Below are 24,424 nucleotides of genomic sequence, written 5' to 3' on the forward strand. Positions count from 1 at the left end.
GCGATGCCGTGGCTTGCGCTGCTCGTTTTCGCCGTCCTCGCCCTCGCCGCGTTCGCATTGGCGATGCATAGACGCGCACGCGCGCTGCGGAAAGCACTGGAGCGCCTGCGCAACGACACCGCCGCACGGCTGGAAGACGAACGCCGGCAGGGCGCGGACGCCGAGCGTCGCCGCCTGCTGGACGACCTGCACGACGACATCGGCGCGAAGCTGCTCAACCTGATCCACTCGCTGGAACGCCCCGAACAGGCCGACTTGGTGCGCGCGGTGGTGCAGGATTTCCGCGACGTGGTCAGCCGCAGCCACCAGGACGCCTGCACGCTGCTGCAAGCATTGGGACAAATCCGCGAGGAAACCGAAGCCCGGCTGGACGCCTGCGGCAGCCGGCTCGACTGGCAGCAGTCCCCCGACACGCCCGATCCCGACCTCGACGAACAGCAGACCCTGCACCTGTTCCGCATCGTCCGGGAAGCGGTGACCAACGCGCTGCGTCACGGGCACGCCACCCAGGTGCGGATGCGCATCCGCGCCGTCGCGGACGAACTGCTGCTCGACCTCACCGACGACGGCCCCGGCCTTCCCGCCCCCGGCGCGGGCGCGGCGGGGCGCGGCATCGCCGGCATGCGCCACCGCGCCCGGGCCCTGCACGGCAGCATCGGCTGGGAAGCCGGGACGCTGGGCGGCACCAAGGTGATCCTGCGCTTCCCGCTGCCTGCCGGCCCCCTTCCGGCGACGACCGGCAGGGTATAATTCCGCCCGCACGGAGGGAGAAGCGCGCGGACCTCGTCCCGCAGCGCTGCCGAAGGCGCAACCGCCCGGAATCGCTCAGGCCCAAGACCGCCGTGTGACCACACTCTGGAGAGATCGGCCGGCCCTCGGGCCCGCGCCGGCGCCGAAGGGGCAAGAAGCCGTGCGGACTCCCCTCCCCACCGCGCGCTTCCAAACTCTCAGGCAGAAGGACAGAGCGGGCATCCCCTTCACGCGCTGCCGCGCTTCGGATGCCGCCATGACCCAACCGTCCCTCCGCTCCCTCGAACACCACGACGCCTTCATCGAACGCCACATCGGCCCCAACGACGCCGAGATCGCGGCGATGCTGAAGGTGGTCGGCCACGATTCGCTGGAAGCGTTCACCGACGCCATCGTCCCGGCGTCGATCAAGTCCGCCACGCCGCTGGCGCTGCCGGAATCGATGACCGAGGTGGACGCGCTGGCGAAGATCCGCGCCATCGCCGACAAGAACCAGGTGCTGCGCAGCTTCATCGGCCAGGGCTATTACGGCACCCACACGCCGAACGTCATCCTGCGCAACATCCTCGAGAACCCGGCCTGGTACACCGCCTACACGCCGTACCAGGCGGAGATCTCGCAGGGCCGCATGGAAGCGCTGATCAACTTCCAGACGATGGTGGCCGACCTCACCGGCATGGACATCGCCAACGCCTCGCTGCTGGACGAAGCCAGCGCGGCGGCGGAAGCGATGACGCTGGCAAAGCGTTCGGCGAAGTCGAAGTCCAACACCTTCCTCGTCTCCGGCGACACCCATCCGCAGACGCTGGAAGTGCTGCAGACGCGCGCCGAGCCGCTGGGCCTGAACGTCGAAATCGTGCGCTCCGCCGACGCCTTCCACGCGGCCGTCGCGAAGGGCGACTACTTCGGCGTGCTGGTGTCGTATCCGGCGTCCAGCGGCTGGATCGCCGAATGGGACAAGGACGCCGAGGCCATCCACGCCCACGGCGCACTGTTCGTCGTCGCCACCGACCTGCTGGCGCTGACCCTGCTGAAGTCGCCGGGCGATATGGGCGCGGACATCGTGATCGGCAACAGCCAGCGCTTCGGCGTGCCGTTCGGCTTCGGCGGCCCGCATGCCGCATTCATGGCCTGCCGCGACGCCTACAAGCGTTCGATGCCGGGCCGCCTGATCGGCGTGTCCATCGACGCCGACGGCAACCCCGCCTACCGCCTCACCCTGCAGACCCGCGAGCAGCACATCCGCCGCGAGAAGGCCACCTCCAACATCTGCACCGCGCAGGTGCTGCTGGCGGTGATGGCGGCGATGTACGCCGTGTACCACGGCCCCGACGGCCTGAAGCGGATCGCCCGACGCGTCGCCCGCTATGCCGCGATCCTCAAGGCCGGCCTGCACGAACTGGGCTTCGCCGCGGTGCATGCGACCGCGTTCGATACGCTGTGCATCGACGCCGGCGACAAGTCCGCCGCGCTGCTTGAGCGCGCCCGCGCGCACGGTGCCAACCTGCGCGTGCGCGGCAACGGCTCGATCTGCATTTCGCTCGACGAAACCACCACACGCGCCGACCTCGAACTGCTGTGGCGCATCTTCGGCGGCGACGACGCGACGCTGCCGTCGATCGACGCGCTGGACGCCACCGCGCCCTCGCTGATCCCGACGGAACTGGAGCGCAAGAGCGCCTTCCTCACCCACCCGGTGTTCAACACCCACCACAGCGAACACGAACTGCTGCGCTACCTGCGCACGCTGGCCGACAAGGATCTGGCGATGGATCGCACCATGATCCCGCTGGGCTCGTGCACGATGAAGCTCAACGCCACCGCCGAGATGATCCCGGTGACCTGGCCGGAGTTCGGCAATCTGCATCCGTTCGTGCCCGCCGAGCAAGCGCAGGGCTACAAGGAACTGATCGCCGGCCTCGAAGCCATGCTGGTGGAAGCCACCGGCTACGATGCGGTGAGCCTGCAGCCCAACTCCGGCGCGCAGGGCGAATACGCGGGCCTGCTGGCGATCCGCGCGTACCACGCATCGCGCGGCGAAGCGCATCGCAACATCTGCCTGATCCCCGAATCGGCGCACGGCACCAACCCGGCCTCGGCGCAGATGTGCGGCATGAAGGTCGTAGTCACGAAGTGCGACGCCAACGGCAACGTCGACGTCGAGGACATCCGCGCGCAGGCCGAGAAGCATTCGGCCAACCTCGCCGCGATCATGATGACCTACCCGTCCACGCACGGCGTGTTCGAGGAGGACGTGGTGGAGATCTGCGGGATCGTCCACAAGCACGGCGGTCAGGTCTATACCGACGGCGCCAACATGAACGCGCTGGTCGGCCTCGCCAAGCCCGGCAAGTGGGGTTCGGACGTTTCGCACCTCAACCTGCACAAGACCTTCTGCATCCCGCACGGCGGCGGCGGTCCCGGCGTCGGCCCGTGCGCAGTGAAGTCGCACCTCGCGCCGTTCCTGCCCAAGGCGTTCGGCGACGACGGCGTGCGCACGGAAGGCACCGGCGGCGGCGCGATGGTGTCGGCGGCGAGCTTCGGCAGCGCCTCGATCCTGCCGATCAGCTGGATGTACATCGCGATGATGGGCCGCGACGGCCTGCGCAAGGCGACCCAGGTGGCGATGCTCAACGCCAACTACATTGCGAAGCGTCTGGCCCCGCACTACCCGACGCTTTATACGGGCCGCAACGGCTTGGTGGCGCACGAGTGCATCCTCGATCTGCGCCCGCTGGAAAAGCTGTCCGGCATCAGCGCCGAGGACGTTGCGAAACGCCTGATCGACTTCGGTTTCCACGCGCCGACGCTGAGCTTCCCGGTCGCCGGCACGCTGATGGTGGAGCCGACCGAGAGCGAATCGCAGCACGAACTCGACCGCTTCATCGACGCGATGATCCAGATCCGCGCCGAGATCCAGGACGTGATCGACGGCAAGCTCGACCGCACCGACAACCCGCTCAAGCACGCCCCGCACACGGCGGTGCAGGTCTCCGCCAGCGAGTGGCCGCACGCCTACCCGCGCGAGCTGGCCGCTTTCCCGCTGCCCGTGCTCAAGCAGGTCAAGTACTGGCCGCCGGTCGCGCGCGTGGACAACGTGCATGGCGACAAGAACGTGTTCTGCACCTGCGTGCCGATCGGCGATTTCAAGGACGAGCCGGAAGCCTTCAGCGAGCCGCTGGCGGTCTGAGTCAGGCCCGGTCATGCAGGAACAAAGGCCCCGCATCGCGGGGCCTTTTCCTTTCGCCGGCAGGCTCAGGCCGCGCCGACCCGCTCGAACGAGAACAGGTTGGCCAGCGGATGCCGGCGGCGCTCCACCCGCGCCCGCAGCAGGTCGGCACCGAGCATCGAATAGGTAATGCCGTTGCCGCCGTAGGCCATCGCGTGGTGCACGCGCGGGCCGGTGGCGCGGTGCGGGCCGAAGAACGGCAGGCCGTCCTCGGTTTCCGCGAACGTGCCCGCCCACGAGAACGCCGGCACGATGGCGGCATCGGGAAACATCGACCGGATGCGGTCCAGCAGCTTCGCCGCCTTCTTCGGCACGCGGCGGTCGCGGCGCGCGGGCAGGTCCACGGCGTCGTCCTCGCCGCCGACCAGCAGCCGGTTGTCGGGCGTGATGCGGAAGTACAGATAGGGGCGCGCGGTTTCCCAGACCATGGTGTCGCGGAACGCGTCCAGCGCGCCGGCGTCCAGCGGATCGCTGATCGCCGCGTAGCTGCTGCGATTGCGCGCGACGCGCACCGGCAGCCAGCGCTGGGTGGCGTAGCCGGCGGCCAGCACGACGTGCTTCGCCATCACCCGCGCGCCGCCGTCGGTGCGCAGCAGCACGTCGCGCGAGCGCGGCTCGATGGCCTCCACGCGGGTGCGGTCGAACACGCGCGCGCCGTCCTTCTCCAGCCGCTGCAACAGACGCATCGCGAACCGGTACGGGTCCACGCCCGCCGCGGGTCGGGTCAGGATGGCGGCGTGGGCGTCGAAGCCGTAGCGCTCGCGCACGTCGATGCGCTCCAGCCATTCCACGTCGAAGCCGTGGCGGGCGCGGGCCTCGCACTCCCGCAGCAACCCGCGCCGGTCGCGGCGCCGGCTGGCGAAGTACAGGCTGTCCGACCTGCGGAAGCCGACGTCGCCCAGCCGCGCCAGCAGCGCTTCCAGCGCCTCCACGGCGGCCACGCAGCTGCGATAGGCCAGCAGCGCGTCGGCCTCGCCCAGCCGCTTCGCCAGATCGACCAGATGGGTGTCGATCTCGTATTGCAGCAGCGCGGTGCTGGCGGCGGTGCTGCCCCAGGCGATGTCGCGCTGTTCGATCACCGCGATGTCGTGACCGTGCGCCGCGAATTCGCGCGCGATCAGCGCGCCGGTGATGCCGCCGCCGACGATGGCCACGTCGCAGCGCAAATCGGCCTGCGCGCGCGGAAACGCGTGCATCAGCCCGTTGCGCACCGCCCACCACGGATAACCGCTCTTGAGGTCCATGGCGCTTGATCGCATGCCGCCGCTAACGGCGGCGTGAACGCTCCGGTGTCGCCGGTGAGGGGTCACTCCCGCCCGCAAAAAGAACGGGCCCCGCAATCGCGAGGCCCGTCTTTTCCATCGTTCGACGCGGCGCCTTACTTGCCGTGCTGCTTCAACCAGGCCTCGATCTGCGGCCGGCGGGCGGCGGTGAGCTTGATCCGGGTCTGGATGCCGGCGATCGCGGTCTCGGTGTCGCGGCGCGAGGTCGGGGCGATGTGCTTGTCGGCGAAATCCTTCAGCTTCTGCACCATCTCCGGCTTGTCGGAACCGCCGCCCAGGCCCGGGTAGTAGCGCGAGATCGATGTGGTGTCGACCAGCTTGTCCACCTGCTCGCGGTGCGCCACGGCGAAGTCGAACGCCATGTCCGGATGCTCGTAGGCGACGCGGCTGATCATCGAGGCACTGTTGGTCGCGCCGGGCTCATCGGTCAGGGCCATGTCCAGCGCCCGCTGCGCCAGCGCCTTGTCCTTGGTGATGGCGAGCAGGCCGTAGTACTGGTCGCGGATCATCGACGAGGTTTCCGCCTTCGCCATCGCGTGCAGCTTGTCCCAGGTGGCGGCGTCGGCGTTGTAGGCGACGATGCCCAACACCGTGCGGCGCAGGTCGGCCGGCAGCGCCTTCGGATCGGTGGCGCTGGCTTCAAAGCGGCGGCGCGCCTCGGCCAGCACGTCCTTGTCGCCCAGGCTGCTGAGCTGGGCGATCAGCGCCGTGCGCAGCTGCTTGGTGGTGGACGAATCGTTCGGCTGGTTCTCCCAGCCCAGCTTCTTGAACACCGGCGACAGGCGCGAGAGCGCATAGCGCTTGGCCGGCGCCGCGGCCTTCTCGTCGTCGCCGAAGACGCCGACCATGCCGCCCAGCGTGCCGGCCACGTTCTGCCACACGTCCGGCGAAGCATCCAGCGGCACCTGCGTGGTGAGGTCCAGCGAATCGGCCACCGGCTGCAGGCCCACGGCGGACAGCGCGCCCACATCCATCATCACGCCGAGCTGGTCGACCGTGGCGAGCTTGCCGAAGTTGCCGGCCAGCGCCTTGAACTGCGCCGGCGCGTACTGCACGCGGTAGTAGCCCTTCTGGCCGGCGTTGACCAGCACCGGCGCGCCGCAGCCCGGCAGCTCGACGCTGGCGCTGCCGTCCACCAGCACCTTCACCGGCTTGCCGCCGACGCTCTGCAGCGCGACCGGCACGCGCCAGCGCAGCGGCTGCTTGTCGGGGCGGTCGACGGTGAATTCGCCCTGCTGCAGCGACACCTGCGTCTTGCCGGCTTCGCACTTCGCGTCCACCTTGATCAGCGGGATGCCCGGCTGCAGGGTGAAGTCGTGCGCGACCTGCACGAACTGCTTGCCCGGCGCCACCTGTTCCATCTCCGCCCACAGGTCATCGGTGGCGGTGTTGGAGTAGGCGTGCTTCTTCATGTAGTTGCGCACACCGTCGCGCCACGCGTCGGCGCCGATGTAGTCCTCCAGCATGTTGATCACCGCCGAGCCCTTGCCGTAGGTGATGCCGTCGAACGCCTGGCTGGCCTGCTCCACGGTGGCCACGTGCTGCACCACCGGGTGGGTGGTGGCGATGCTGTCGCGGCCCATCGCGCCGCGGCTGGTGTAGACCGCGCCCACGCGGTCCGGGTCCCATTCCGGGTGCAGCTTGTCGGTGGTGCGGTCGGCCATCCACGAGGCGAAGCCTTCGTTCAACCACAGGTCGTCCCACCACTGCATCGTCACCAGGTCGCCGAACCACTGGTGGGCGATCTCGTGCGCGGCCACGCCGAAGATGCGCTGCTGGTCGCCGACGGTGGCGATGCTGGGGTCGAGCAGCAGGGTGTTCTCGAAGGTGAAGATCGCGCCCCAGTTCTCCATCGCGCTGAAGAACTGGCTGCGGCCCGGCGCCGCGATGTTGTCCAGCTTCGGCAGCGGATACGGCACGCCGAAGTACTCGTTGTATTCCTTGAGCGTGTCGCGGCTGGCCTCGAGGCCGAGCTTGGCCTGGTCGACCTTGCCCTTGGGCGTGATCACGCCCACCTCGGTGCCGCCCTCGGTCTTCATCGTGGCGCGCTCGAATTCGCCCAGGCCGAAGAACAGCAGGTAGGTGGACATCTTCGGCGAGGTCGCGAAACGCACCAGGCGCTGGCCGCCCGGCAGGTCGCTGCTCTGCGCCACCGGCATGTTGCTCACCGCCATCTGCGCGGCCGGCACGGTGGCGACCAGGTTGAAGGTAGCCTTGTAGTTCGGCTCGTCCCACGACGGCACGAACTTGCGCGCGTCGGAATTCTCGAACTGGGTGTACAGCGCGCGCTTCTTGCCTTCCGGCGTGGCGTAGTCCAGCGCGAACAGGCCGTTGGCCTGGGTGCCGATCTTGCCGGTGTAGTCCATCGACAGGACGTAGCTGCCGACCGGCAGCGGCTGGTCGAAGGTGAAGGTGGCGGTCTGCGCCTCGGCGTCGATGCCGGTCTTCGGCGCCAGGCTCTTGCCGTTGGCGCGGCCCAGCCGGACGTTGGCGAAGGTCATGTCGACCGCGTTCAGCGTGATCGCATTGGTGGGTTCGAGCACGTCGACGTTGATGCGCACCTTGCCGTCGAACGTCATCTTCTCGGCGTGCGGCACGATCTCGATGTCGTAGTTGGTCGGGCGCACGCTGCGCGGCAGCTGGGTGGTGACGGACGCCTGCGCCGCGGCGGGCGCGGGCGCGGCGGCTTGCGCGTACGCGGCGCTGCCGGCGCCGGTCAGGGCCAGCGCGATGGCGGTTGTCAGGATGCGGCGCATGGAAGTCCTCGGGAAAATGATGGGCACAGGGGCCCGATCATCCCGCCTGCCGTGACCGCCGCACACCGCCGGAAGTCATGCCGATTGCACGCCGGGAAGGCGTTTTCGACGCGGATCAACGCGGAAAGACGCGGATCAAAGTCATTGAATCAGGTGCTATCCGCGTCGATCCGCGTCAAAAACGCTCCTGGAAGGCGACGTCTCCCTTCAAAGCAGATGCAGCATCACCGCCGCGTAATGGCAGACGCTGCCGGCGATCACGAAACCGTGCCAGATCGCGTGCGACCAGCGCATCTGCGGGCGCATGTAGAAGACCGTGCCCAGCGTGTAGGCCACGCCGCCGGCCAGCAGCCACAGCAGCGAGGCGGTCGAGAGCGCATGCAGCATGGGCTTGATCGCGAAGACGATCAGCCAGCCCATGCCGATGTAGATCAGCGTCGAGATCCGCTTGAACCGGCCGGTATAGAACAGCTTGAACACCACTCCAGCCAGCGCCAGCGTCCAGATCGTGGCGAACAGCCACCAGCCGGCGGAACCGCGCAGGCCGACCAGGGTGAACGGCGTGTAGGTGCCGGCGATCAGCAGGTAGATCGCGCAGTGGTCGAACACCTTCAACCGGCCCTTGACGACCGGATGCGAGATCGCGTGGTACAGCGTCGAGGCGGTGTAGAGCAGCAGCAGGGCGACGCCGAACACGATCGCGCCGGCCAGCTGCCAGCCGTCGCCGTAGATCGCCACCAGGGTGATGAGCACCGCGCCCCGGCCAGCGCCGCCGCCGCGCCGAGCCCGTGGGTCAGCGCGTTGGCCAGTTCTTCGCCGGGGTGCGGGACGAGGTTGCGTCCGTGGAGGGCGTGCTGCATCGCAGCAGCATACCAGCCGGTATGGGCGTATCGCATGCGTGCCCTGTTGACCGGACTGAATATCTGTGTATATTCACTATACACACTATTCACGAGGCGACATGCGCGCCGATCTGCTCCTCTCCCCGTATTCCAGCACGCCGATGTATGCCCAGATCGTGGAGCAGGTCGTCGCCAAGGTGATGGCGGGCGAGTGGAAGGCCGGCGAGCCGCTGCCCTCGATCCGCGAGCTCGCCGCCGGCAGCCAGGTCAGCGTCATCACGGTGAAGCGCGCCTACCTGGAGCTGGAGCGTGCGGGGGTGATCGTCACCCGGCAGGGCAAGGGCTCGTTCGTGGCGGATGCGCTGGACGCCACCCGCGCCCTCGCCTTCGCCGAATTCCAGACGCACTTGAAGGGGCTGCTGGACGCGGCCGGAAAGCTCGGGCTGGACCGCCAGGACCTCGTCGACCGCATCGACCAGGCGCTGGCCGGCCCGCAGGACGCATCGCCATCCACCACCGAACCGACGCACAGAAGGACGCCGGCATGACTCCCGCCATCGCGCTGAAAGGCGTGCGCAAGCGCTACGACACGTTCGCCCTGCACGACATCGACCTCGAACTGCCCGCCGGCCAGGTGATGGGCCTGGTCGGCGTCAACGGCGCCGGCAAGTCCACCCTGCTGCGGCTGCTGATGGGTCTGGTCCGCGCCGATGGCGGCGAGGTCGAGGTGCTGGGCCAGCGCCTGCCGCAGGCGCAGGTCGCGGTGAAACGCGAGATCGGCTATGCCTCGGACGACATGCGCCTGTACCGCGGGCAGACGCTGCGCTGGCACATGGACTTCGTCCGCAGCGTCTATCCCGGCTGGGACGAGGCGTATGCGCAGGACCTGCTGAAGCGCTTCGATCTGAAGGAGCAGCAGAAGACCGGCGGCTTCTCGCACGGCCAGCGGGTCAAGGCGCTGCTGCTGTTGCTCTTTGCCCGCCATCCGCGCCTGTTGCTGCTGGACGAGCCGACCACCGGACTCGATCCGGTCGCGCGCGGCGAAGTGCTGGACGCGCTGGCCGAGGTGCTGCGCGACGAGGAACGCTCGGTGCTGTTCTCGTCGCACAACACCGCGGACATCGAGCAGATCGCCGATTCGATCACCTTCCTGCACGGCGGCGCGGTGCTCGCCTCGCGCGACAAGGAATCCTTCCTCGACGGCTGGCGGCGCATCCTGTGCCGGGGCGAATGGACCGACGCGCTGCGGCAGTTGCCGGGCGTGGCGTCGGTGCGCAACAGCGCGCCGCTGATCGAGCTGAAGACCGGCGCGTTCGACGCCGCCACCCTGCCCGCGCTGCAGGCGCTGGGGCTGGCCGTGGAATCGGTCGAGCCGATGCCGCTGGAAGACATCTTCGTCACCACCGTCCGCGGGAGCAACGACGCATGAACTGGCTCGCATCCGATGCGGCGATGGTCCGCAAGCTGGTCGTCAAGGATTGGCAGGTGTACCGCAAGCAGCTTGCCGGGTATGTCGCCGGCCTGCTGTTCGCGCTCGGGCTGGTCGGCATGGGGTCGCCGCTCCTGTCGGCAGCCGGCGGGCTGTTGCTGCTGGTGCTGCTGATCGTGGTGGGCACCTTCGCGATCGGGTCCTTGATCATGGCCGAACGCAAGGAGCAGACCCAGCCCTTCGTGATGAGCCTGCCAGTGACGCCGATGGATGTGTTCTGGGGCAAGCTGCTGGCCAACCTGGCGATCTACCTGGTGCCGTTCCTGCTCGTCACCGGCGGCATGTTGGCCCTGATCCTGGGCACGCCGAGTCCCGACGGAGCCGTGCCGTGGGTGCTGCTGATCGCGCTGTTCGTGCTGGTGAATTTCGTCGTCTCGCTGTGCGTGGCGATCGCGGTGGACTCGGATGGCTGGAACGCATTCGCGATGCTGGCGCTGATGACCCTGATCGGACCCTTCATCTACTGGGTCACCTGGATGGATGGCATCCGCGAGCACCTGCAGGGCGATGTCATCGTCTGGAGTCCGCAGGTGCTGTGGCTGATCGGCGGCGAACTGGCGGTGATCGGCATCGCCATCCTCGCCGCCGGCTGGGTGCATGCGCGCAAGACCTCGTTCCTCTGAGGCCGCGGCGATGCAGTCCGGCGAGCGCATTCACTCGATGGACAACCTGCGCGCGCTGGCGATGCTGGCGGGCGTGGTGTTCCACGCGGCGCTCGCCTACAGCCCCTTGATGCATCCCATCTGGCCGGCGGCCGATGCCGGGAGATCGGTCGTCGTCGATGCGCTCGCCTGGTTCCTGCACATGTTCCGGATGCCGCTGTTCTTCGTCGTCGCGGGCTACTTCGCGGCGCTGCTGGTGGCGCGTCGCGGCATGGCTGGCCTGTTCCGCAACCGTTGCGCGCGCGTGCTGTTGCCGCTGCTGCTGTTCCTGCCGTTGGTCGTCGCCAGCATGGAATGGCTGACCGCGCACGCCGCCGCCACCGTCGCGCACCCATCGCCGGCGCTGGCCTGGATCCGCAGCTACATCGACGCACATGGCGCGCTGCCGTCCATGCCGGGGTGGGCGCATCTGTGGTTCCTGTTCTACCTGCTGCTGTTCACGGTGCTGGTCTGGGTCGCGTCCGCGCTCGAACTGCGGCGCATCGGCGCGTGGATCGCATCGCTGCCCCCGCTCGCGCTGGCATTGGCGACGCCCGTGTTGCTGGCACCGGCGCTGGCCGGTACCGGCGTGCCGTGGCCGGCGCCGGAGTTCTTCGTTCCGTCGCTGTGGGCGCTGGCGTTCTTCGGCGCGTATTTCGCGCTGGGCTACCAGGCGTTCCAGCGCGGCGACCTGCTCGACCGCCTGCGTCCGCTGTCGCCGCTATTGCTGGGCGGCGCGATCGCGGCCTATGCGGCGCTGTTCTGGCTGACCGACGGCTTCGCCAACGCGCGCACCGCGTCTTCTTCGCAGCACCTCCTGCACGCCCTGCTGGAAGCGTGCGCGGGCTTCTGGATGATCCTGTGGTGCCTGCTCGCCGGCAGGCGCTGGCTGGACAGGCGCAGCGCGGCGATGCGCTGGCTCGCCGACGCTTCGTACTGGACCTACCTGGTGCACCTGCCGCTGCTGTTCGCGATCCAGTACCGGCTGCTGGACCTGCCGCTGCACTGGATGGCGAAGTTCGCGCTCTCCACGGCCGTCACGCTGGCGCTGTCGTTCGCCAGCTACCAGCTGCTGGTGCGGCATACCCCGATCGGCAGGCTGCTCAACGGCAAGAGGGCGATACCGCAATCGCCTCGCGACGTGGCGAAAGCCGCATAGGAACATTCATCGCGGACAACCAAAAAGAAACCCCGCATCGGCGGGGTTTCTTCTTTTCGCACCTGCGTTCGCCTCAGGCGAACGGATCGCGCAGCACCATCGTGTGCTCGCGGTCGGGGCCGGTGCTGACAATACTGATCGGGCAGCCCGCCAGTTCCTCCAGCGCGCGCAGGTAGGCGCGCGCCGCCGGCGGCAGCCTGTCCCACTCGGTGATGCCATGGGTGTTCTCGCTCCAACCCGGGAACTCCAGGTAGACCGGCGTGCACTCTTCCCAGCCCTGGGCGTCCAGCGGCGCGTATTCGCTGCGCTTGCCGCGGTATTCGTAGGCGATGCAGACCTTCAGCTTCTCCATGCCGTCGAGCACGTCGAGCTTGGTGATGCACAGCCCGCTGATGCCGTTGATCGCCACCGCGCGCTTGAGCGCCACGATGTCCATCCAGCCGCAGCGACGCGGGCGGCCGGTGGAGGCACCGTATTCGGCACCGCGGTCGCGGATGCCCTGGCCCACTTCGTCGTCCAGTTCGGTCGGGAACGGGCCGCCGCCGACGCGCGTCGCGTACGCCTTGGCGATGCCGAGCACGTAGTCGATCGCGTCCGCGCCCACGCCGGTGCCGGCCAACGCGCCGCCGACGGTGGTGTTCGACGAGGTCACGTAGGGATAGGTGCCGTGGTCGATGTCCAGTAGCGCGCCCTGCGCGCCCTCGAACAGCACGCGCTTGCCCTGCTTGCGCAGCTCGTGGCAGATGCCCGCCACGTCCGACTTCATCGGATCGACGTACTCGCCGAAGGCCAGCGCCTCGTCGAGCGTCTGCTGGAAGTCCACCGCTTCGACGCCGAGGTACTGGGTCAGCACGAAGTTGTGGTAGTCCAGCGCAGTGCGCAGCTTCTCGGCCAGCGCCTCCGGATAGTGCAGGTCGGCGATGCGGATGCCGCGGCGCGCCACCTTGTCCTCGTAGGCCGGGCCGATGCCGCGGCCGGTGGTGCCGATGGCCTTGCCGCCGGCGGCCTTCTCGCGGGCCTGATCCAGCGCGATGTGGTACGGCATGATCAGCGGCGCGGCCGGGGAGATCTTCAGCCGGCTGCGCACTTCCACGCCCGCCGCTTCCAGTTCCTCGATCTCCTTGCGCAGCGCGGCCGGCGAGATCACCACGCCGTTGCCGATCAGGCACAGCGCGTCGTCGCGCAGGATGCCGGACGGGATCAGGTGCAGCACCGTCTTCTTGCCGTTGATGACCAGCGTATGGCCGGCGTTGTGACCGCCCTGGAAGCGCACCACCGCGCCGATGTCCTCGGTGAGCAGATCGACGATCTTGCCCTTGCCCTCGTCGCCCCACTGGGCGCCCAACACCACGACCGACTGGCCCATGGCCACACTCCTGAGTTTCTGGCGGCCATCGGGGCCGCTGGATGGGTGCGTCCGGAACGCCGCCCGCCGCGGTCGAACCGCCATCGGGGCGATTCGGGCCGGACCGGCTCCAGACACGGAAAAAGCCGAGGCGAGCCCCGGCTTTTGCGCATTCTACCCGCTTCGGCCCCGTGTCGCGACCGCCGCGTTCAGCCGCCCCGCACCAGCCACAGCGACACCAGCCCCAGCGCCAGCACGATCCCGCCGATGCGGCGGACGTGCTCGTCCGGCATGGACAGCATCTGCTCGACCGCGCGCTTCCACGCGCCCGGCGCGGCGAACAGGAACAGGCCCTCGACCACCGCCACCAGGCACAGCGCCGACCACAGGTCCGACATCGGTCAGCGGTCGCTGCGCATGTATTGCAGGAAGGGATCGTTGCGCTCCAGCACGATCACGCTGTCGTTGCCGGAGAACGCCTTGCGGTATGCCTCCAAGCTGCGCTGGAAGGCGTAGAAGCCCGGGTCGCGGTTGGCCGCCTCGGCATAGATGCGCGCGGCCTCGGCGTCGCCTTCGCCGCGCAGCTTCTGCGCGTCGCGCTCGGCCTCGGCGATGATCACCTGCTGGTCGCGGTCGGCGCCGGCGCGGATCTCGTTGGCCTGCTCCTCGCCCTCGGCGCGCAGGCGGCTGGCCACCTGCTGGCGCTGGGCGCGCATGCGGTTGTAGACGTCGTCGATGACGCGGCTGTCGGTGGGCAGGTCGAGCTGCTTGATGCGCAGGTCGAGAATGCGCACGCCCAGCGTGGCGGCGCCGCGGTTGATCACGTCGAGCTGGCTCTTGACGATCTCGGTGCGGTCGCCCGACACCGCCTGCTGCAGCGTGCGCGAGTTGATCTCGTTGCGCAGCGCGTCCTTGATGATCGGGGCCAGGCGATCCACCGCCGCGCCCTCATCACCGCCGGTGGCGCGGTAGAACGCGCGGGCGTCCTGGATCTGGCCGATCGCGAAGAAGTCCACGCTGACGTCCTTGCGCTCGGAGGTCAGGTAGCGCTCCGGCTCGGCCGGCAGCACCTGCAGGCGGCGGTCGAAAATGCGCGCGCTTTCGATCAGCGGCAGCTTGAAGTGCAGGCCGGGGCCGATGTCCACGCGCGACACGCGGCCCAGGTTCAGGACGATGGCGGTGTGGCCCTCGTTGACCACGAACACCGAGCCCATCAGCAGCACCAGCGCGGCGACCACCGCCGCCATCCATGCGGGGAACCTCATCGCACCACCTCCTCGCGGCCCGTCGGGCGTCCGCTGCGGCCCGGGCGTGCCGACGCCTCCGGCGCCGTGGCTTCCACCGTGGGCGAAACCAGATCCGGCAGCGCGGCCGGTGCGGTCGGCATCGCCGGCTTCGACGCGCCGTCCAGCGGCGCCCAGATCAGCTGGCGGCCGTCGCCGCCGACGATCTTGCGGTTGCGCGCCAGCACGTCCTGCACGGTTTCCAGCCACAGCCGCTTGCGGGTCACGTCGGGCGCGTTCTTGTACTGCTGCACCAGCAGGGTGAAGCGCTCGGCGTCGCCGGTCGCACGGGCGATCTCGGCGGTCTTGTAGCCTTCCGCGACGGTGCGCACGCGCGCCGCCTGGCCGCGCGCCTCGGGCACGATCTTGGCGGCGTAGGCGCGGGATTCGGAAATCAGCCTTTCCTTGTCCTGCTGGGCGCTGTTGACGTCGTCGAACGCCGGCTTGACCTGCTGCGGCGGACGCGCGTCGGGCAGGTTGAGTTCGGTCACGACCAGGCCGGTGCGGTACGCCTCCAGCGACTTCTGCAGGCGCTCGCGCGCCGACACCGCCAGTTGCTCGCGCGCGCCCAGCACGGTGTCGAGGTCGGAGCGGCCGACCTGCTCGCGCACGGTGCTCAGCGCGGCCTGCTTCAGCACTTCATCGCCGTTGCGGGTGCCGAACAGGTACAGCTTGGGATCGGCGACCTTGTACTGCACGTTCACCGCGACCTCGACGATGTTCTCGTCGCGGGTCAGCACCGGCACGCGGTCCTCGTAGTTCTTGATCTGGGTGGCGTTGACCTTGATCACGCGCTCCAGCGGCCACGGCAGCTTCAGGTTCGGGCCGGGCTGCATCACCCGCGCGACCTGGCCGAAGCGCAGCACCACGCCGCGTTCCTGCTCGGCGACCAGCACGAAGCAGTTGAAGGCCAGCCACAGCGCGAACGCCAGGCCCACCCAGCGCAGCGGGCCGCCACCGCCGCCGAAGTCCGGCAGCTTGTCCAGCAGCGAGCCGAAGCCGCCGCCCGAGGACTTTCCGGCGCTGCCGCCTGGCCGGTTCCAGGCCATCCAGGCCGCTCGTGGCCCGCGCGGGCCGCTGTTCTTCGTGGTCATGCGTCGGATTCTACCGGGAAGCGATCTTCGTGAATCTCCGGCGCCTCGGCCGGCAGCAGCGCGCGCAGCGGCGCGCCGTCGGGCTGCGCTGCCAGCCGCGCGGCGTCGGCCAGCGACAGGTCGATGTCGAGGCGCCAACCGTCGGCCTCGTGGCGCTCGTCGCGCACCGCGCCCAAGGCGTGCAGGCGCGCGCGCAGGCGGCCGGCGTCGGTGGGCAGGTCGATGCCGCCGGCGATGCGGCGCAGGCCCAGGCGGTCGCGCAGCGCCTCGCGCAGCAGGTCCAAGCCCAGTCCGTCGCGCGCCGACAGCCAGACCGCGCTGCGCTGTTCCTCGTCGCCGTCGATGCGCGGCGTCGCGCCGTCGATGCGGTCGATCTTGTTGAACACCCGCAGCTGCGGGAGGTCGCCGGCGCCGATCTCGTGCAGCACGGCGTCCACCTGCGCCATGCGCTCGTCGCGCAGCGGGTCGTCGGCGTCGATGACGTGCAGCAGCAGGTCGGCCTCGCGCGCTTCGCTCAACGTCGAGCGGAACGCGGCAACCAGTTCGTGCGGCAGGTCGCGGACGAAGCCGACGGTATCGGCCAGCACCACGTCGCCCTTCGAGCGTTCGTTGCCGCTCAGGGCGATCCGGCGCACGGTCGGGTCGAGGGTGGCGAACAGCTGGTCGGCGGCGTAGGCGTCGGCGCCGGTCAGCGCGTTGAACAGGGTGGATTTGCCGGCGTTGGTGTAGCCGACCAGCGCGACCCGCGGCAGCTCGCTGCGCACCCGCGCGCGGCGCATCTGGGTGTGCTGCACCTCGACCTTCTCCAACCGCTTCTGCAGCATTTCCATGCGCTTCTGCAGCAGGCGGCGGTCGGTTTCCAGCTGGGTTTCGCCGGGGCCGCGCAGGCCGATGGAGCCGCCGCGCTGGCGCTCCAGGTGGGTCCAGCCGCGCACCAGCCGCGTCGCCATGTGCTTGAGCTGGGCCAGCTCAACCTGCAGCTTGCCCTCGGAGCTGCGCGCGCGCTGGGAGAAGATGTCGAGGATCAGGCCGGTGCGATCCACCACCCGGCGCTCCAGCGCGCGCTCCAGGTTGCGTTCCTGCACCGGCGACAGCGCGTGGTTGACCAGCACCAGGTCGGCGCCGGTCGCCTCGCAGGCGGCCTTCACTTCCTCCAGCTTGCCGCTGCCGATCAGGGTGGACGGGTTCGGCTTGTCGATCTTCGCGGTCAGCACGGCGGCCACGGTGGCGCCGGCGGAACGGGCGAGTTCGCCGAATTCCTCCAGCACGCCCTCGGCCGGCGGGCCGCCGGCGTGGGGCTGGATCAGCAGGGCGTTTTCGCCGCCGCGCGAGCGTTCGAACAATTGGCTTGGCATCGGACTCCAGATGCGGGCGCCGGCCCGCGATTGCAAGCCCGCGGCCCGGCCGTGTCAGTCGGCCTCGGCCGCCGCCGGTTCGCCAGCCTCGGCGCCGTCCTGCGCCGCGCCGCCCAGGCGCACGTTGCGCGCCGGCACCACGGTGGAGATCGCGTGCTTGTAGACCATCTGGCTGACGGTATTGCGCAGCAGGATCACGAACTGGTCGAAGGATTCGACGGTGCCCTGCAGCTTGATGCCGTTGACCAGGTAGATGGAGACCGGCACGCGCTCGCGGCGCAAGGCGTTCAGGAATGGGTCCTGCAAGGACTGCGACTTCGTCATGGATTCCCCGTGCTGTCGTGCGTTGTTGTTTGTATTCGTGGGCCGTCCGCCGTGGCGTTCCCCGGCCCCGCGCCCGTCCATCGCGGAGGGCGCCGCCCGATGTTAACGCAGGAGCGGCGGCAGCGGGGCATGCCGCCGCCGGTCACGCGCCGAGGAAGCCCGCCACCGCCGCGTCCAGCGCGCCGCGCTGCGACAGCGGATCGAACCAGCGCGCGTCCAGCTCGCCGCGCAGCCAGGTGTACTGGCGCTTGGCGAGCTGGCGGGTGGCGGCGATGGCGCGTTCGCGGAACTGCGTTTCCTTCTCACTTTGGGAGAAGGTGGCACGCAGCGCCGGATGAGGGGTCGGAACAACTTGAGATTCATCGCCCGCCCGTACCCTCACTTCAACCCCTCTTCCGGCGGGAGAGGGGCTTTCGGTCGCATCCAGATACTCCCATGCCTGCCGGTAACCCACCGCGCGCAGCGCCGGCAGGTCGAGCGGACGCGGATGCGAGGCCAGTTCGGGCAGCGCGCGCAGGGCGCGCACTTCGTCGAGGAAGCCGGCCTCGAGCATCGCGTCGAAGCGGCGTTCGATGCGCTGGTGCAAGGTCGCCCGCTGCGGCGGCGCCAACGCCAGCTTCAATACCTTCAGCGGCAGGCGCCGGCCGCGCGCGCCGCGCTGCCAGTCGCTGATCGGCCGGCCGCTCAGCCGGAACACTTCCAGCGCGCGCTGGATGCGCTGCGCGTCGGTGGCGTGGATGCGCGCCGCCGCGTCGGGATCGATCTGCGCCAGCTCCGCGTGCAGCGCCGCCCAGCCGCGCTCCTGCGCTTCCGAGGCGATCGCGGCGCGCATCGTCTCGTCGGCCTCAGGCATGTCGGACAGGCCCTCGAGCAGCGCGCGGAAATACAGGCCGGTGCCGCCGGCCAGGATCGGCAGCCGGCCGCGCGCGACGATGCCGTCGATGGCGCGCTGCGCGTCCGCCGCGAAGTCCGCCGCCGAATACGGCTGCCACGGCGCGCGCAGGTCGATCAGGTGGTGCGGCGCCTGCGCCTGTTCCTCACGCGTCGGCTTGGCCGCACCGATGTCCAGGCCGCGATACACCAGCGCCGAATCGACGCTGACGATCTCGCCGCCGTAGCGCCGCGCCAGTTCGATGGCATACGCGCTCTTGCCCGAGGCGGTCGGGCCCATCAACGCGATCGCGCATGGGCGCGGGTCGGCGCTCCTCGTCATGGCGCCCGCGCTCAGGCGTCGCGCCCCTTTGCCAGCAGGCTATTGCGGCGCGCATAGACCACGTAGACCAGCAGGCCGAACGCGTTCCACAGCAGGCACCACAGCTGGGTGCGGGCCGGCAGGCTCCAGAACAGGTAGGCGCAGCCGAGGATCGCCAGCGGCCCCACCAGCCAGGCCATCGGCGTGCGGAACACGCGCGGCCGGTCCGGGTCGCGCTTGCGCAGCACCAGCAGGCACGCGGCCACCGCGACGAAGGCGATCAGGGTGCCGGCGTTCGCCAGCGCGGCGATCTCGTCGAGGCGGGCGACGCCGGCCAGCGAGGCGGTGACCAGCGCGGTGAACACGGTGATCGCCACCGGCGTGCCGCGCTTGCCCACCTTCGACAGGTTGCGCGGCAGCAGGCCGTCGCGCGACATCACGAAGAAGATGCGGCTCTGGCCGTAGAAGAACGCCAGCAGCACAGTCGGCAGCGCGATGATCGCGACCACGCCGATGGCCAATGCCGCAGTGCCGTGGCCAAGCTCGCGCATGATCAGCGCCAGCGGCTCGGCGCTCTTGCCGAACACGCTGAAGCTCATCGCCCCGACCGCCGCCAGCGCGACCACCAGGTAGATCAGCGTGCAGCCGACCATCGAACCGACGATGCCGATCGACAGGTCGCGGCCCGGATTCTTGGTTTCCTCGGCCGCGGTGGAAATGGCATCGAAGCCGTAGAAGGCGAAGAAGATGATCGCCGCCGCCGCCATCACTCCGCGCTCCACGCCGTCCGGGCCCAGCGTCTTGGAGAAGCCGTAGGGCATGAACGGCTGCAGGTTGTTCGCATCGAACGCAGGCAGCGCCACCGCCACGAACACCGCCAGCGCGATCAGCTTGAACACCACCAGCACCGCGTTGACGGTGGCGCTCTCGCGGGTGCCGACGATCAACGCGCCGGCGACGAGGAAGGTGATGCCGATCGCCGGCAGGTTGAGGATTCCGCCCGCATGCGGCCCGGCGGCGAGCGCGGCGGGCAGGGTCACCTGCCAGCCGGTCTGCTGCTGCAGCCATTGCAGGAAGCCGGTGAAGTAGCCGGACCAGCCAACCGCCACCGTGCTGACCACCAGCGTGTATTCCAGGATCAGGCTCCAGCCGACGATCCACGCCAGCGTCTCGCCCAGCACCGCGTAGCTGTAGGTGTAGGCGCTGCCGGCGGCCGGCATCATCGTGGACAGCTCGGCATAGGCCAGCGCCGCGCAGGCGCAGACCAGCCCGGCGATCACGAACGAGAGCAGCACCGCCGGCCCTGCCTTGTCCGCACCGACGCCGATCAGGGTGTAGATGCCGGTGCCGACGATGGCGCCGATCCCCAGCGCGATCAGGTGCGGCCAGCCCAGCGTGGGCACCAGCCGCCGGCCCTCCTCGTGGACGGTGACCTGGTCGATGTCCTTGCGCCGCAGCCATGCCTGCATGGGGATCCCCGCATCGGTGAGTTGGAAGGGAACAGTGTAGCCATCGGATGGAAGGGTGGTTCCTTTTCCATCGCCGGCGGGCCACCGCTTTTGGCTCCTTCCCTTTACGCGCAGCGCAAGGGGGAGGTCGGGAGGGGGTAGCTCTTTGAAGCCGTGATCCGATAGCGCTGAAAAGCACCCCGCCCCAACCCTCCCCTTCGCCACGCGAAAGGGAGGGGGCAGAGTGTCGTCAAGGACGACATGCCCTAGTCGTCGGGCCAGACGATGGTGGGCTTGCCCGCGTCCTTGCGCGGCGCCGGCACCGCCGCCACGGCGTTCCACACCTTCAGCGCATCCACCGTCGCCGCCACGTCGTGCACGCGCAGCAGCATCGCGCCGTTCTGCGCGGCGATGAGATGCGCGGCCACCGAGCCCGCCGCGCGTTCGCGCGGGTCGCTGCGGCCGGTCAGCTCGCCGATGCTGCGCTTGCGCGACAGCCCCGCCAGCACCGGCACGCCGAGCTCGGTGAAGCGCCGCAGCTGCGCCAGCAGTTGCAGGTTGTGCGCGGTGGTCTTGCCGAAGCCGAAGCCGGGATCGATCAGGATGTTTTTCTTCGCGATGCCGGCCATCTCGGCGGCGAAGATGCGCTCGGCGAGGAAGCGGTGCACCTCGCCGACCACGTCGTCGTACTCCGGCGCGTCCTGCATCGAGCGCGGTTCACCCAGCATGTGCATCAGCACCACCGGCACGCCCAGCGCCGCCGCCGCGTCCAGAGCGCCTTCGCGGCGCAGGCCGTACACGTCGTTGACCATGCCGGCGCCGGCTTCGATCGCCGCGCGCATGACCTCGGGCTTGCTGGTGTCGATGCTGATCGGCAGCGCGGCGTCCTTTGCCAACCGTTCGATGACGGGGATCACCCGGCGCAGTTCCTCCTCGGCGGAAACCGCCTGCGCGCCGGGCCGCGTGGATTCGCCGCCGACGTCGAGGATGTCCGCGCCCTCCTCCGCCAGCTTCAAGCCGTGCGCGATGGCCGCTTCGGCGTCGAAATGCGCGCCACCGTCGGAGAACGAATCCGGGGTGACGTTGACGATGCCCATCACCCGCGGGCGGTCGAGCCGGAGGATGCGGCCGTTGCAGTCGAGCTGCGGGGAGGTGTCGAACATCGGGAGAGCGCCAACGAAAAAGGCCAGAGCGGACTCTGGCCTTTTCGTGGTTTCGCGGCAAGCGCGGTCAGGTCTGCGCGGCCGGTCCGCCGATCGGCGCGGCCGGCGGCGCGGCGTCGGTGCGGCTGCCGCCGGACTTGTTCCAGCCCATCGGCGGCGGCACGTCGCGGCCGTCCATGATCGCGTCGATCTGCGGCACATCGATGGTTTCGTACTCCAGCAGCGCCTTCGCCATCGTGTGCAGCTTGTCGATGTTCTCGGTCAGGATCTGGGTGGTGCGCGCGTAGGCGCGGTCGAGGATGCCGCGCACCACGTCGTCGATCCTGCGCGCGGTGTCGTCGGAGACGTTCTTGTGCTGGGTCACGCTGCGGCCCAGGAACACCTCGTCCTCCTCCTCGCCGAAGGTGATCGGGCCGAGTTCGGACAGGCCCCACTTGGTCACCATGTTGCGCGCCATCTTGGTCGCGCGCTCGATGTCGTTGGAGGCGCCCGTGGTCACCTTGTCGGCGCCGAAGATCAGCTCCTCGGCCACGCGGCCGCCGTACAGCGAGGCGAGCTGCGATTCGATGGCGATCTTGTTGTAGCTGTACTTGTCGCCTTCCGGCAGGTACATGGTCACGCCCAAAGCTCTTCCTCTGGGAATAATCGTGACCTTGTAGACCGGGTCGTGCTCCGGCACCAGCCGGCCGACGATGGCGTGGCCGGCCTCGTGGTAGGCGGTCAGGGTCTTCTCCTGCTCGCTCATCGCCATCGAGCGGCGCTCGGCGCCCATCAGGATCTTGTCGCGCGCCTTGTCGAAGTGGTCCATGCGGACTTCCTTCGCGTTCTCGCGCGCGGCGAACAGCGCCGCCTCGTTGCAGAGGTTGGCGAGATCGGCGCCGGAGAAGCCCGGCGTGCCGCGCGCGATGGTCATCGGCTCGACGTCGTCGGCCAGCGGCAGCTTGCGCATGTGCACCTTGAGAATCTGCTCGCGGCCCTTGACGTCGGGCAGGCCCACGACCACCTGGCGGTCGAAGCGGCCCGGGCGCAGCAGCGCCGGGTCGAGCACGTCGGGGCGGTTGGTCGCGGCGATCACGATCACGCCCTCGCCGCCCTCGAAGCCGTCCATCTCGACCAGCAACTGGTTGAGGGTCTGCTCGCGCTCGTCGTGGCCGCCGCCCAGGCCGGCGCCGCGGTGGCGGCCGACCGCGTCGATCTCGTCGATGAAGATGATGCAGGGCGCATGCTTCTTGGCCTGCTCGAACATGTCGCGCACGCGCGAGGCGCCGACGCCGACGAACATCTCGACGAAATCGGAACCGGAGATCGAGAAGAACGGCACCTTGGCTTCGCCGGCGATGGCCTTCGCCAGCAGGGTCTTGCCGGTGCCCGGCGGGCCGACCATCAGCACGCCGCGCGGGATCTTGCCGCCCAGCTTCTGGAAGCGCGAGGGATCGCGCAGGAACTCGACCAGCTCGGCCACGTCCTCCTTGGCCTCGTCGCAGCCGGCGACGTCGGCGAAGGTCACCTTCACCTGATCGTCGGACAGCAGCTTGGCGCGCGAGCGGCCGAACGACATCGCGCCCTTGCTTCCGCCGCCGCCCTGCATCTGCCGCATCATGAACAGCCAGAAGCCGATGATCAGCAGCACCGGCAGGAAGTTCAGCACCAGCGACACGAACGAGAAACCGGACTCCGGCGGGGCCTGCTTGATCTCGACCTTGTGCTCGATCAGGTCGTTGATCAGGTCCTTGTCGCGCACCGGCGCGGTGGTGGTGCCCTTCTCGCCGTTGGTGCGCACGAAGCTGATCGTGCGCTCGTTGCTGGCGATGTCCACCGTCCGGATGCGGTCGGCTTCGACGTCCTGCACGAACTGCGAATAGACCACGTCCTGGCCGGCGGCCAGCTTCGGCGAAAAGCTCTGGAACACCACCATCAGCACGGCGGCGACCACCACCCAGAGCAGCAGGTTTTTCGCAAGATCGTTCATGTCGTTCTCTGAGGGTTCCTTACGCTTGCTTCATCTGCGCCAGTTTGCCGGTCGCCAGCGCGTACACTTCCGGCGACCGCTGGCGGGAGGCCGCCGGCTTGCGGATCACCACCTTGGCATAGCGCCGCCGCAGTTCCCGCACGTAGGCGTCGAATCCCGTTCCCTGGAACAGCTTGATCAGGAACGTGCCGCCGGTCCGCAGCTGGCCGTCGGCGAAATCCATCGCCAGTTCGGACAGGTGCATCGCGCGCGGCTGGTCCACCGCATCCACACCGCTCTTATTGGGGGCCATGTCGGACAAGACAAGGTCGACCTGTTCCCCGTTCAGCAGCTCCAGCAGCCTCGATAGGACGGCATCGTCCCTGAAGTCGCCATGAAGGAACTCGACGCCGGCCAGCGAGGGCATCTCCAGGATGTCGCTGGCGATGACCCGGCCGGGCCTGTTCGGCGACAGCCGGTCCAGCTCCTGGCGGATCCATTGCGACCAGCCGCCCGGCGCCGCGCCGAGGTCCACCACCACCATGCCCGGCTTGAGCAGGCGGTCGCGCTCGACCAGTTCCTCCAGCTTGTAGGCGGCGCGCGAACGCATCCCTTCCGCCTGCGCCTTCTTCACGTAGGGGTCGGAAAAGTGTTCCTTGAGCCAGCGCTGGCTGGATTTGCTGCGGGTCGCCATGCGTCTCGTCTCCCTCCCGGCGCGGGAGGGTTGCGGTGGGGGCCGGAGGCCGCCCGCGGGCGGCCTCCATCGCCCGCATGATACCCTGCGCACCCCTGATTATTCCGCCGCGTGCCGCATGCCCATCGCCCTGACCAACGCCCAGATCCGCTTCCTGCGCGGGCAGGCGCACGACCTCAAGGCGATGCTGCAGGTCGGTGGCAAGGGCATCACCGACGCGCTGGTGGCCGAGGTGGATCTGGCGCTGGAGCACCACGAGCTGATCAAGGTGAAGGTGGCGGCCGAGGACCGGGAGCTGCGCGACGCCATGATCGTCGACCTCGCCGAGCGCACCGACGCCGTGCTTGTGCAGCGCATCGGCCATACCGCCGTGCTCTACCGGCCGGCGAAGGAGAAACGGCAGATCGTGCTGCCGCGCTCCTGACCGCC

At 69.2% G+C, this 24,424-nt stretch carries 20 protein-coding genes, 1 pseudogene and 1 riboswitch; of the genes and pseudogenes, 7 read left to right on the forward strand and 14 right to left on the reverse strand.

Features of this window, described 5'->3' with window-relative positions; translation table 11 throughout:
* Nucleotides 1-3 precede the first annotated feature (3 nt).
* Together H9L17_RS04155 and gcvP are read left to right on the forward strand one after the other, a co-directional pair.
* Nucleotides 4-750, forward strand: coding sequence for a sensor histidine kinase (locus H9L17_RS04155; RefSeq protein WP_187571102.1), 747 nt, complete (start codon nt 4-6; stop codon nt 748-750).
* 95 nt (nt 751-845) lie between these two features.
* Nucleotides 846-973: riboswitch (glycine riboswitch) on the forward strand.
* A gap of 33 nt (nt 974-1,006) precedes the next feature.
* Nucleotides 1,007-3,940: an aminomethyl-transferring glycine dehydrogenase gene (gcvP, locus tag H9L17_RS04160; protein ID WP_187571103.1), complete on the forward strand. Its 2,934-nt coding sequence runs from the start codon at nt 1,007-1,009 to the stop codon at nt 3,938-3,940.
* 65 nt (nt 3,941-4,005) lie between these two features.
* On the opposite strand, the gene H9L17_RS04165 is transcribed toward gcvP, so the two are convergent.
* The 3 genes and pseudogenes from H9L17_RS04165 to trhA all read right to left on the reverse strand — a co-directional run bounded on the left by H9L17_RS04165 (nt 4,006) and on the right by trhA (nt 8,878).
* Nucleotides 4,006-5,223, reverse strand: coding sequence for an NAD(P)/FAD-dependent oxidoreductase (locus H9L17_RS04165; protein WP_187571104.1), 1,218 nt, complete (start codon nt 5,221-5,223; stop codon nt 4,006-4,008).
* Nucleotides 5,224-5,357: 134 nt separating this feature from the next.
* Entirely contained in the window at nt 5,358-8,018 is a 2,661-nt protein-coding gene (locus H9L17_RS04170; RefSeq protein WP_187571105.1) for a M1 family metallopeptidase, read from the reverse strand.
* A 207-nt stretch (nt 8,019-8,225) separates the two neighbouring features.
* Nucleotides 8,226-8,878 (reverse strand): annotated as a pseudogene (gene trhA, locus H9L17_RS04175) (PAQR family membrane homeostasis protein TrhA).
* A 101-nt stretch (nt 8,879-8,979) separates the two neighbouring features.
* Between trhA and H9L17_RS04180 the strand changes: the two are divergent.
* The 4 genes from H9L17_RS04180 to H9L17_RS04195 are packed head-to-tail and all read left to right on the forward strand — an operon-like array spanning nt 8,980 to nt 12,149.
* A complete protein-coding gene (locus H9L17_RS04180; protein ID WP_187571106.1) occupies nt 8,980-9,408 on the forward strand; it encodes a GntR family transcriptional regulator in 429 nt (142 codons plus the stop codon).
* Nucleotides 9,405-10,289, forward strand: a complete 885-nt coding sequence (locus H9L17_RS04185) for an ABC transporter ATP-binding protein (protein WP_187571107.1) — start codon at nt 9,405-9,407, stop codon at nt 10,287-10,289. The genes H9L17_RS04180 and H9L17_RS04185 overlap by 4 nt, the downstream gene beginning before the upstream one ends.
* The gene (locus H9L17_RS04190) at nt 10,286-10,972 is read left to right on the forward strand and encodes an ABC-2 transporter permease (protein ID WP_187571108.1); all 687 of its coding nucleotides are present in this window, start codon (nt 10,286-10,288) and stop codon (nt 10,970-10,972) included. The genes H9L17_RS04185 and H9L17_RS04190 overlap by 4 nt, the downstream gene beginning before the upstream one ends.
* A 10-nt stretch (nt 10,973-10,982) precedes the next feature.
* Nucleotides 10,983-12,149, forward strand: coding sequence for an acyltransferase family protein (locus tag H9L17_RS04195; RefSeq protein WP_187571109.1), 1,167 nt, complete (start codon nt 10,983-10,985; stop codon nt 12,147-12,149).
* Between the two features lie 73 nt (nt 12,150-12,222).
* Here the strand turns inward: H9L17_RS04195 and H9L17_RS04200 are convergent, their stop codons facing one another.
* From H9L17_RS04200 to rlmE, 11 genes are all read right to left on the reverse strand, one after another.
* On the reverse strand, nt 12,223-13,515 hold the full coding sequence (locus H9L17_RS04200) for an adenylosuccinate synthase (RefSeq protein ID WP_187571110.1): 1,293 nt from the start codon (nt 13,513-13,515) through the stop codon (nt 12,223-12,225).
* Between the two features lie 188 nt (nt 13,516-13,703).
* Complete coding sequence (locus H9L17_RS04205) at nt 13,704-13,892, reverse strand: DUF2065 domain-containing protein (RefSeq protein WP_187571111.1); 189 nt, start codon at nt 13,890-13,892, stop codon at nt 13,704-13,706.
* 3 nt (nt 13,893-13,895) lie between these two features.
* Complete coding sequence (gene hflC, locus H9L17_RS04210; protein ID WP_187571112.1) at nt 13,896-14,759, reverse strand: protease modulator HflC; 864 nt, start codon at nt 14,757-14,759, stop codon at nt 13,896-13,898.
* The gene (gene hflK, locus H9L17_RS04215; protein WP_343044065.1) at nt 14,756-15,826 is read right to left on the reverse strand and encodes an FtsH protease activity modulator HflK; all 1,071 of its coding nucleotides are present in this window, start codon (nt 15,824-15,826) and stop codon (nt 14,756-14,758) included. Before hflK ends, hflC begins: the two co-directional genes overlap by 4 nt.
* A gap of 41 nt (nt 15,827-15,867) precedes the next feature.
* Nucleotides 15,868-17,214 carry a ribosome rescue GTPase HflX gene (gene hflX, locus H9L17_RS04220; RefSeq protein ID WP_187571847.1) on the reverse strand — a complete coding sequence of 449 codons (1,347 nt, stop codon included), beginning with the start codon at nt 17,212-17,214 and terminating at the stop codon, nt 15,868-15,870.
* A gap of 66 nt (nt 17,215-17,280) precedes the next feature.
* On the reverse strand, nt 17,281-17,550 hold the full coding sequence (hfq, locus tag H9L17_RS04225) for an RNA chaperone Hfq (protein WP_187571114.1): 270 nt from the start codon (nt 17,548-17,550) through the stop codon (nt 17,281-17,283).
* Nucleotides 17,551-17,692: 142 nt separating this feature from the next.
* Nucleotides 17,693-18,763: a tRNA (adenosine(37)-N6)-dimethylallyltransferase MiaA gene (gene miaA, locus H9L17_RS04230; protein WP_187571115.1), complete on the reverse strand. Its 1,071-nt coding sequence runs from the start codon at nt 18,761-18,763 to the stop codon at nt 17,693-17,695.
* Between the two features lie 11 nt (nt 18,764-18,774).
* The gene (locus tag H9L17_RS04235) at nt 18,775-20,211 is read right to left on the reverse strand and encodes an amino acid permease (RefSeq protein ID WP_187571116.1); all 1,437 of its coding nucleotides are present in this window, start codon (nt 20,209-20,211) and stop codon (nt 18,775-18,777) included.
* Between the two features lie 245 nt (nt 20,212-20,456).
* Nucleotides 20,457-21,353, reverse strand: coding sequence for a dihydropteroate synthase (gene folP, locus H9L17_RS04240; protein WP_187571117.1), 897 nt, complete (start codon nt 21,351-21,353; stop codon nt 20,457-20,459).
* Between the two features lie 67 nt (nt 21,354-21,420).
* Nucleotides 21,421-23,322: an ATP-dependent zinc metalloprotease FtsH gene (gene ftsH, locus H9L17_RS04245; RefSeq protein WP_187571118.1), complete on the reverse strand. Its 1,902-nt coding sequence runs from the start codon at nt 23,320-23,322 to the stop codon at nt 21,421-21,423.
* Between the two features lie 19 nt (nt 23,323-23,341).
* Nucleotides 23,342-23,995 (reverse strand): 23S rRNA (uridine(2552)-2'-O)-methyltransferase RlmE, encoded by a 654-nt coding sequence (gene rlmE, locus H9L17_RS04250; protein WP_187571119.1) that lies wholly within the window; start codon nt 23,993-23,995, stop codon nt 23,342-23,344.
* A gap of 118 nt (nt 23,996-24,113) precedes the next feature.
* On the opposite strand from rlmE, the gene yhbY reads away from it, so the two are divergent.
* Nucleotides 24,114-24,419: a ribosome assembly RNA-binding protein YhbY gene (gene yhbY / locus H9L17_RS04255; RefSeq protein WP_187571120.1), complete on the forward strand. Its 306-nt coding sequence runs from the start codon at nt 24,114-24,116 to the stop codon at nt 24,417-24,419.
* Nucleotides 24,420-24,424 lie beyond the last annotated feature (5 nt).

This window comes from Thermomonas brevis (assembly GCF_014395425.1).
GTDB lineage: Bacteria > Pseudomonadota > Gammaproteobacteria > Xanthomonadales > Xanthomonadaceae > Thermomonas > Thermomonas brevis.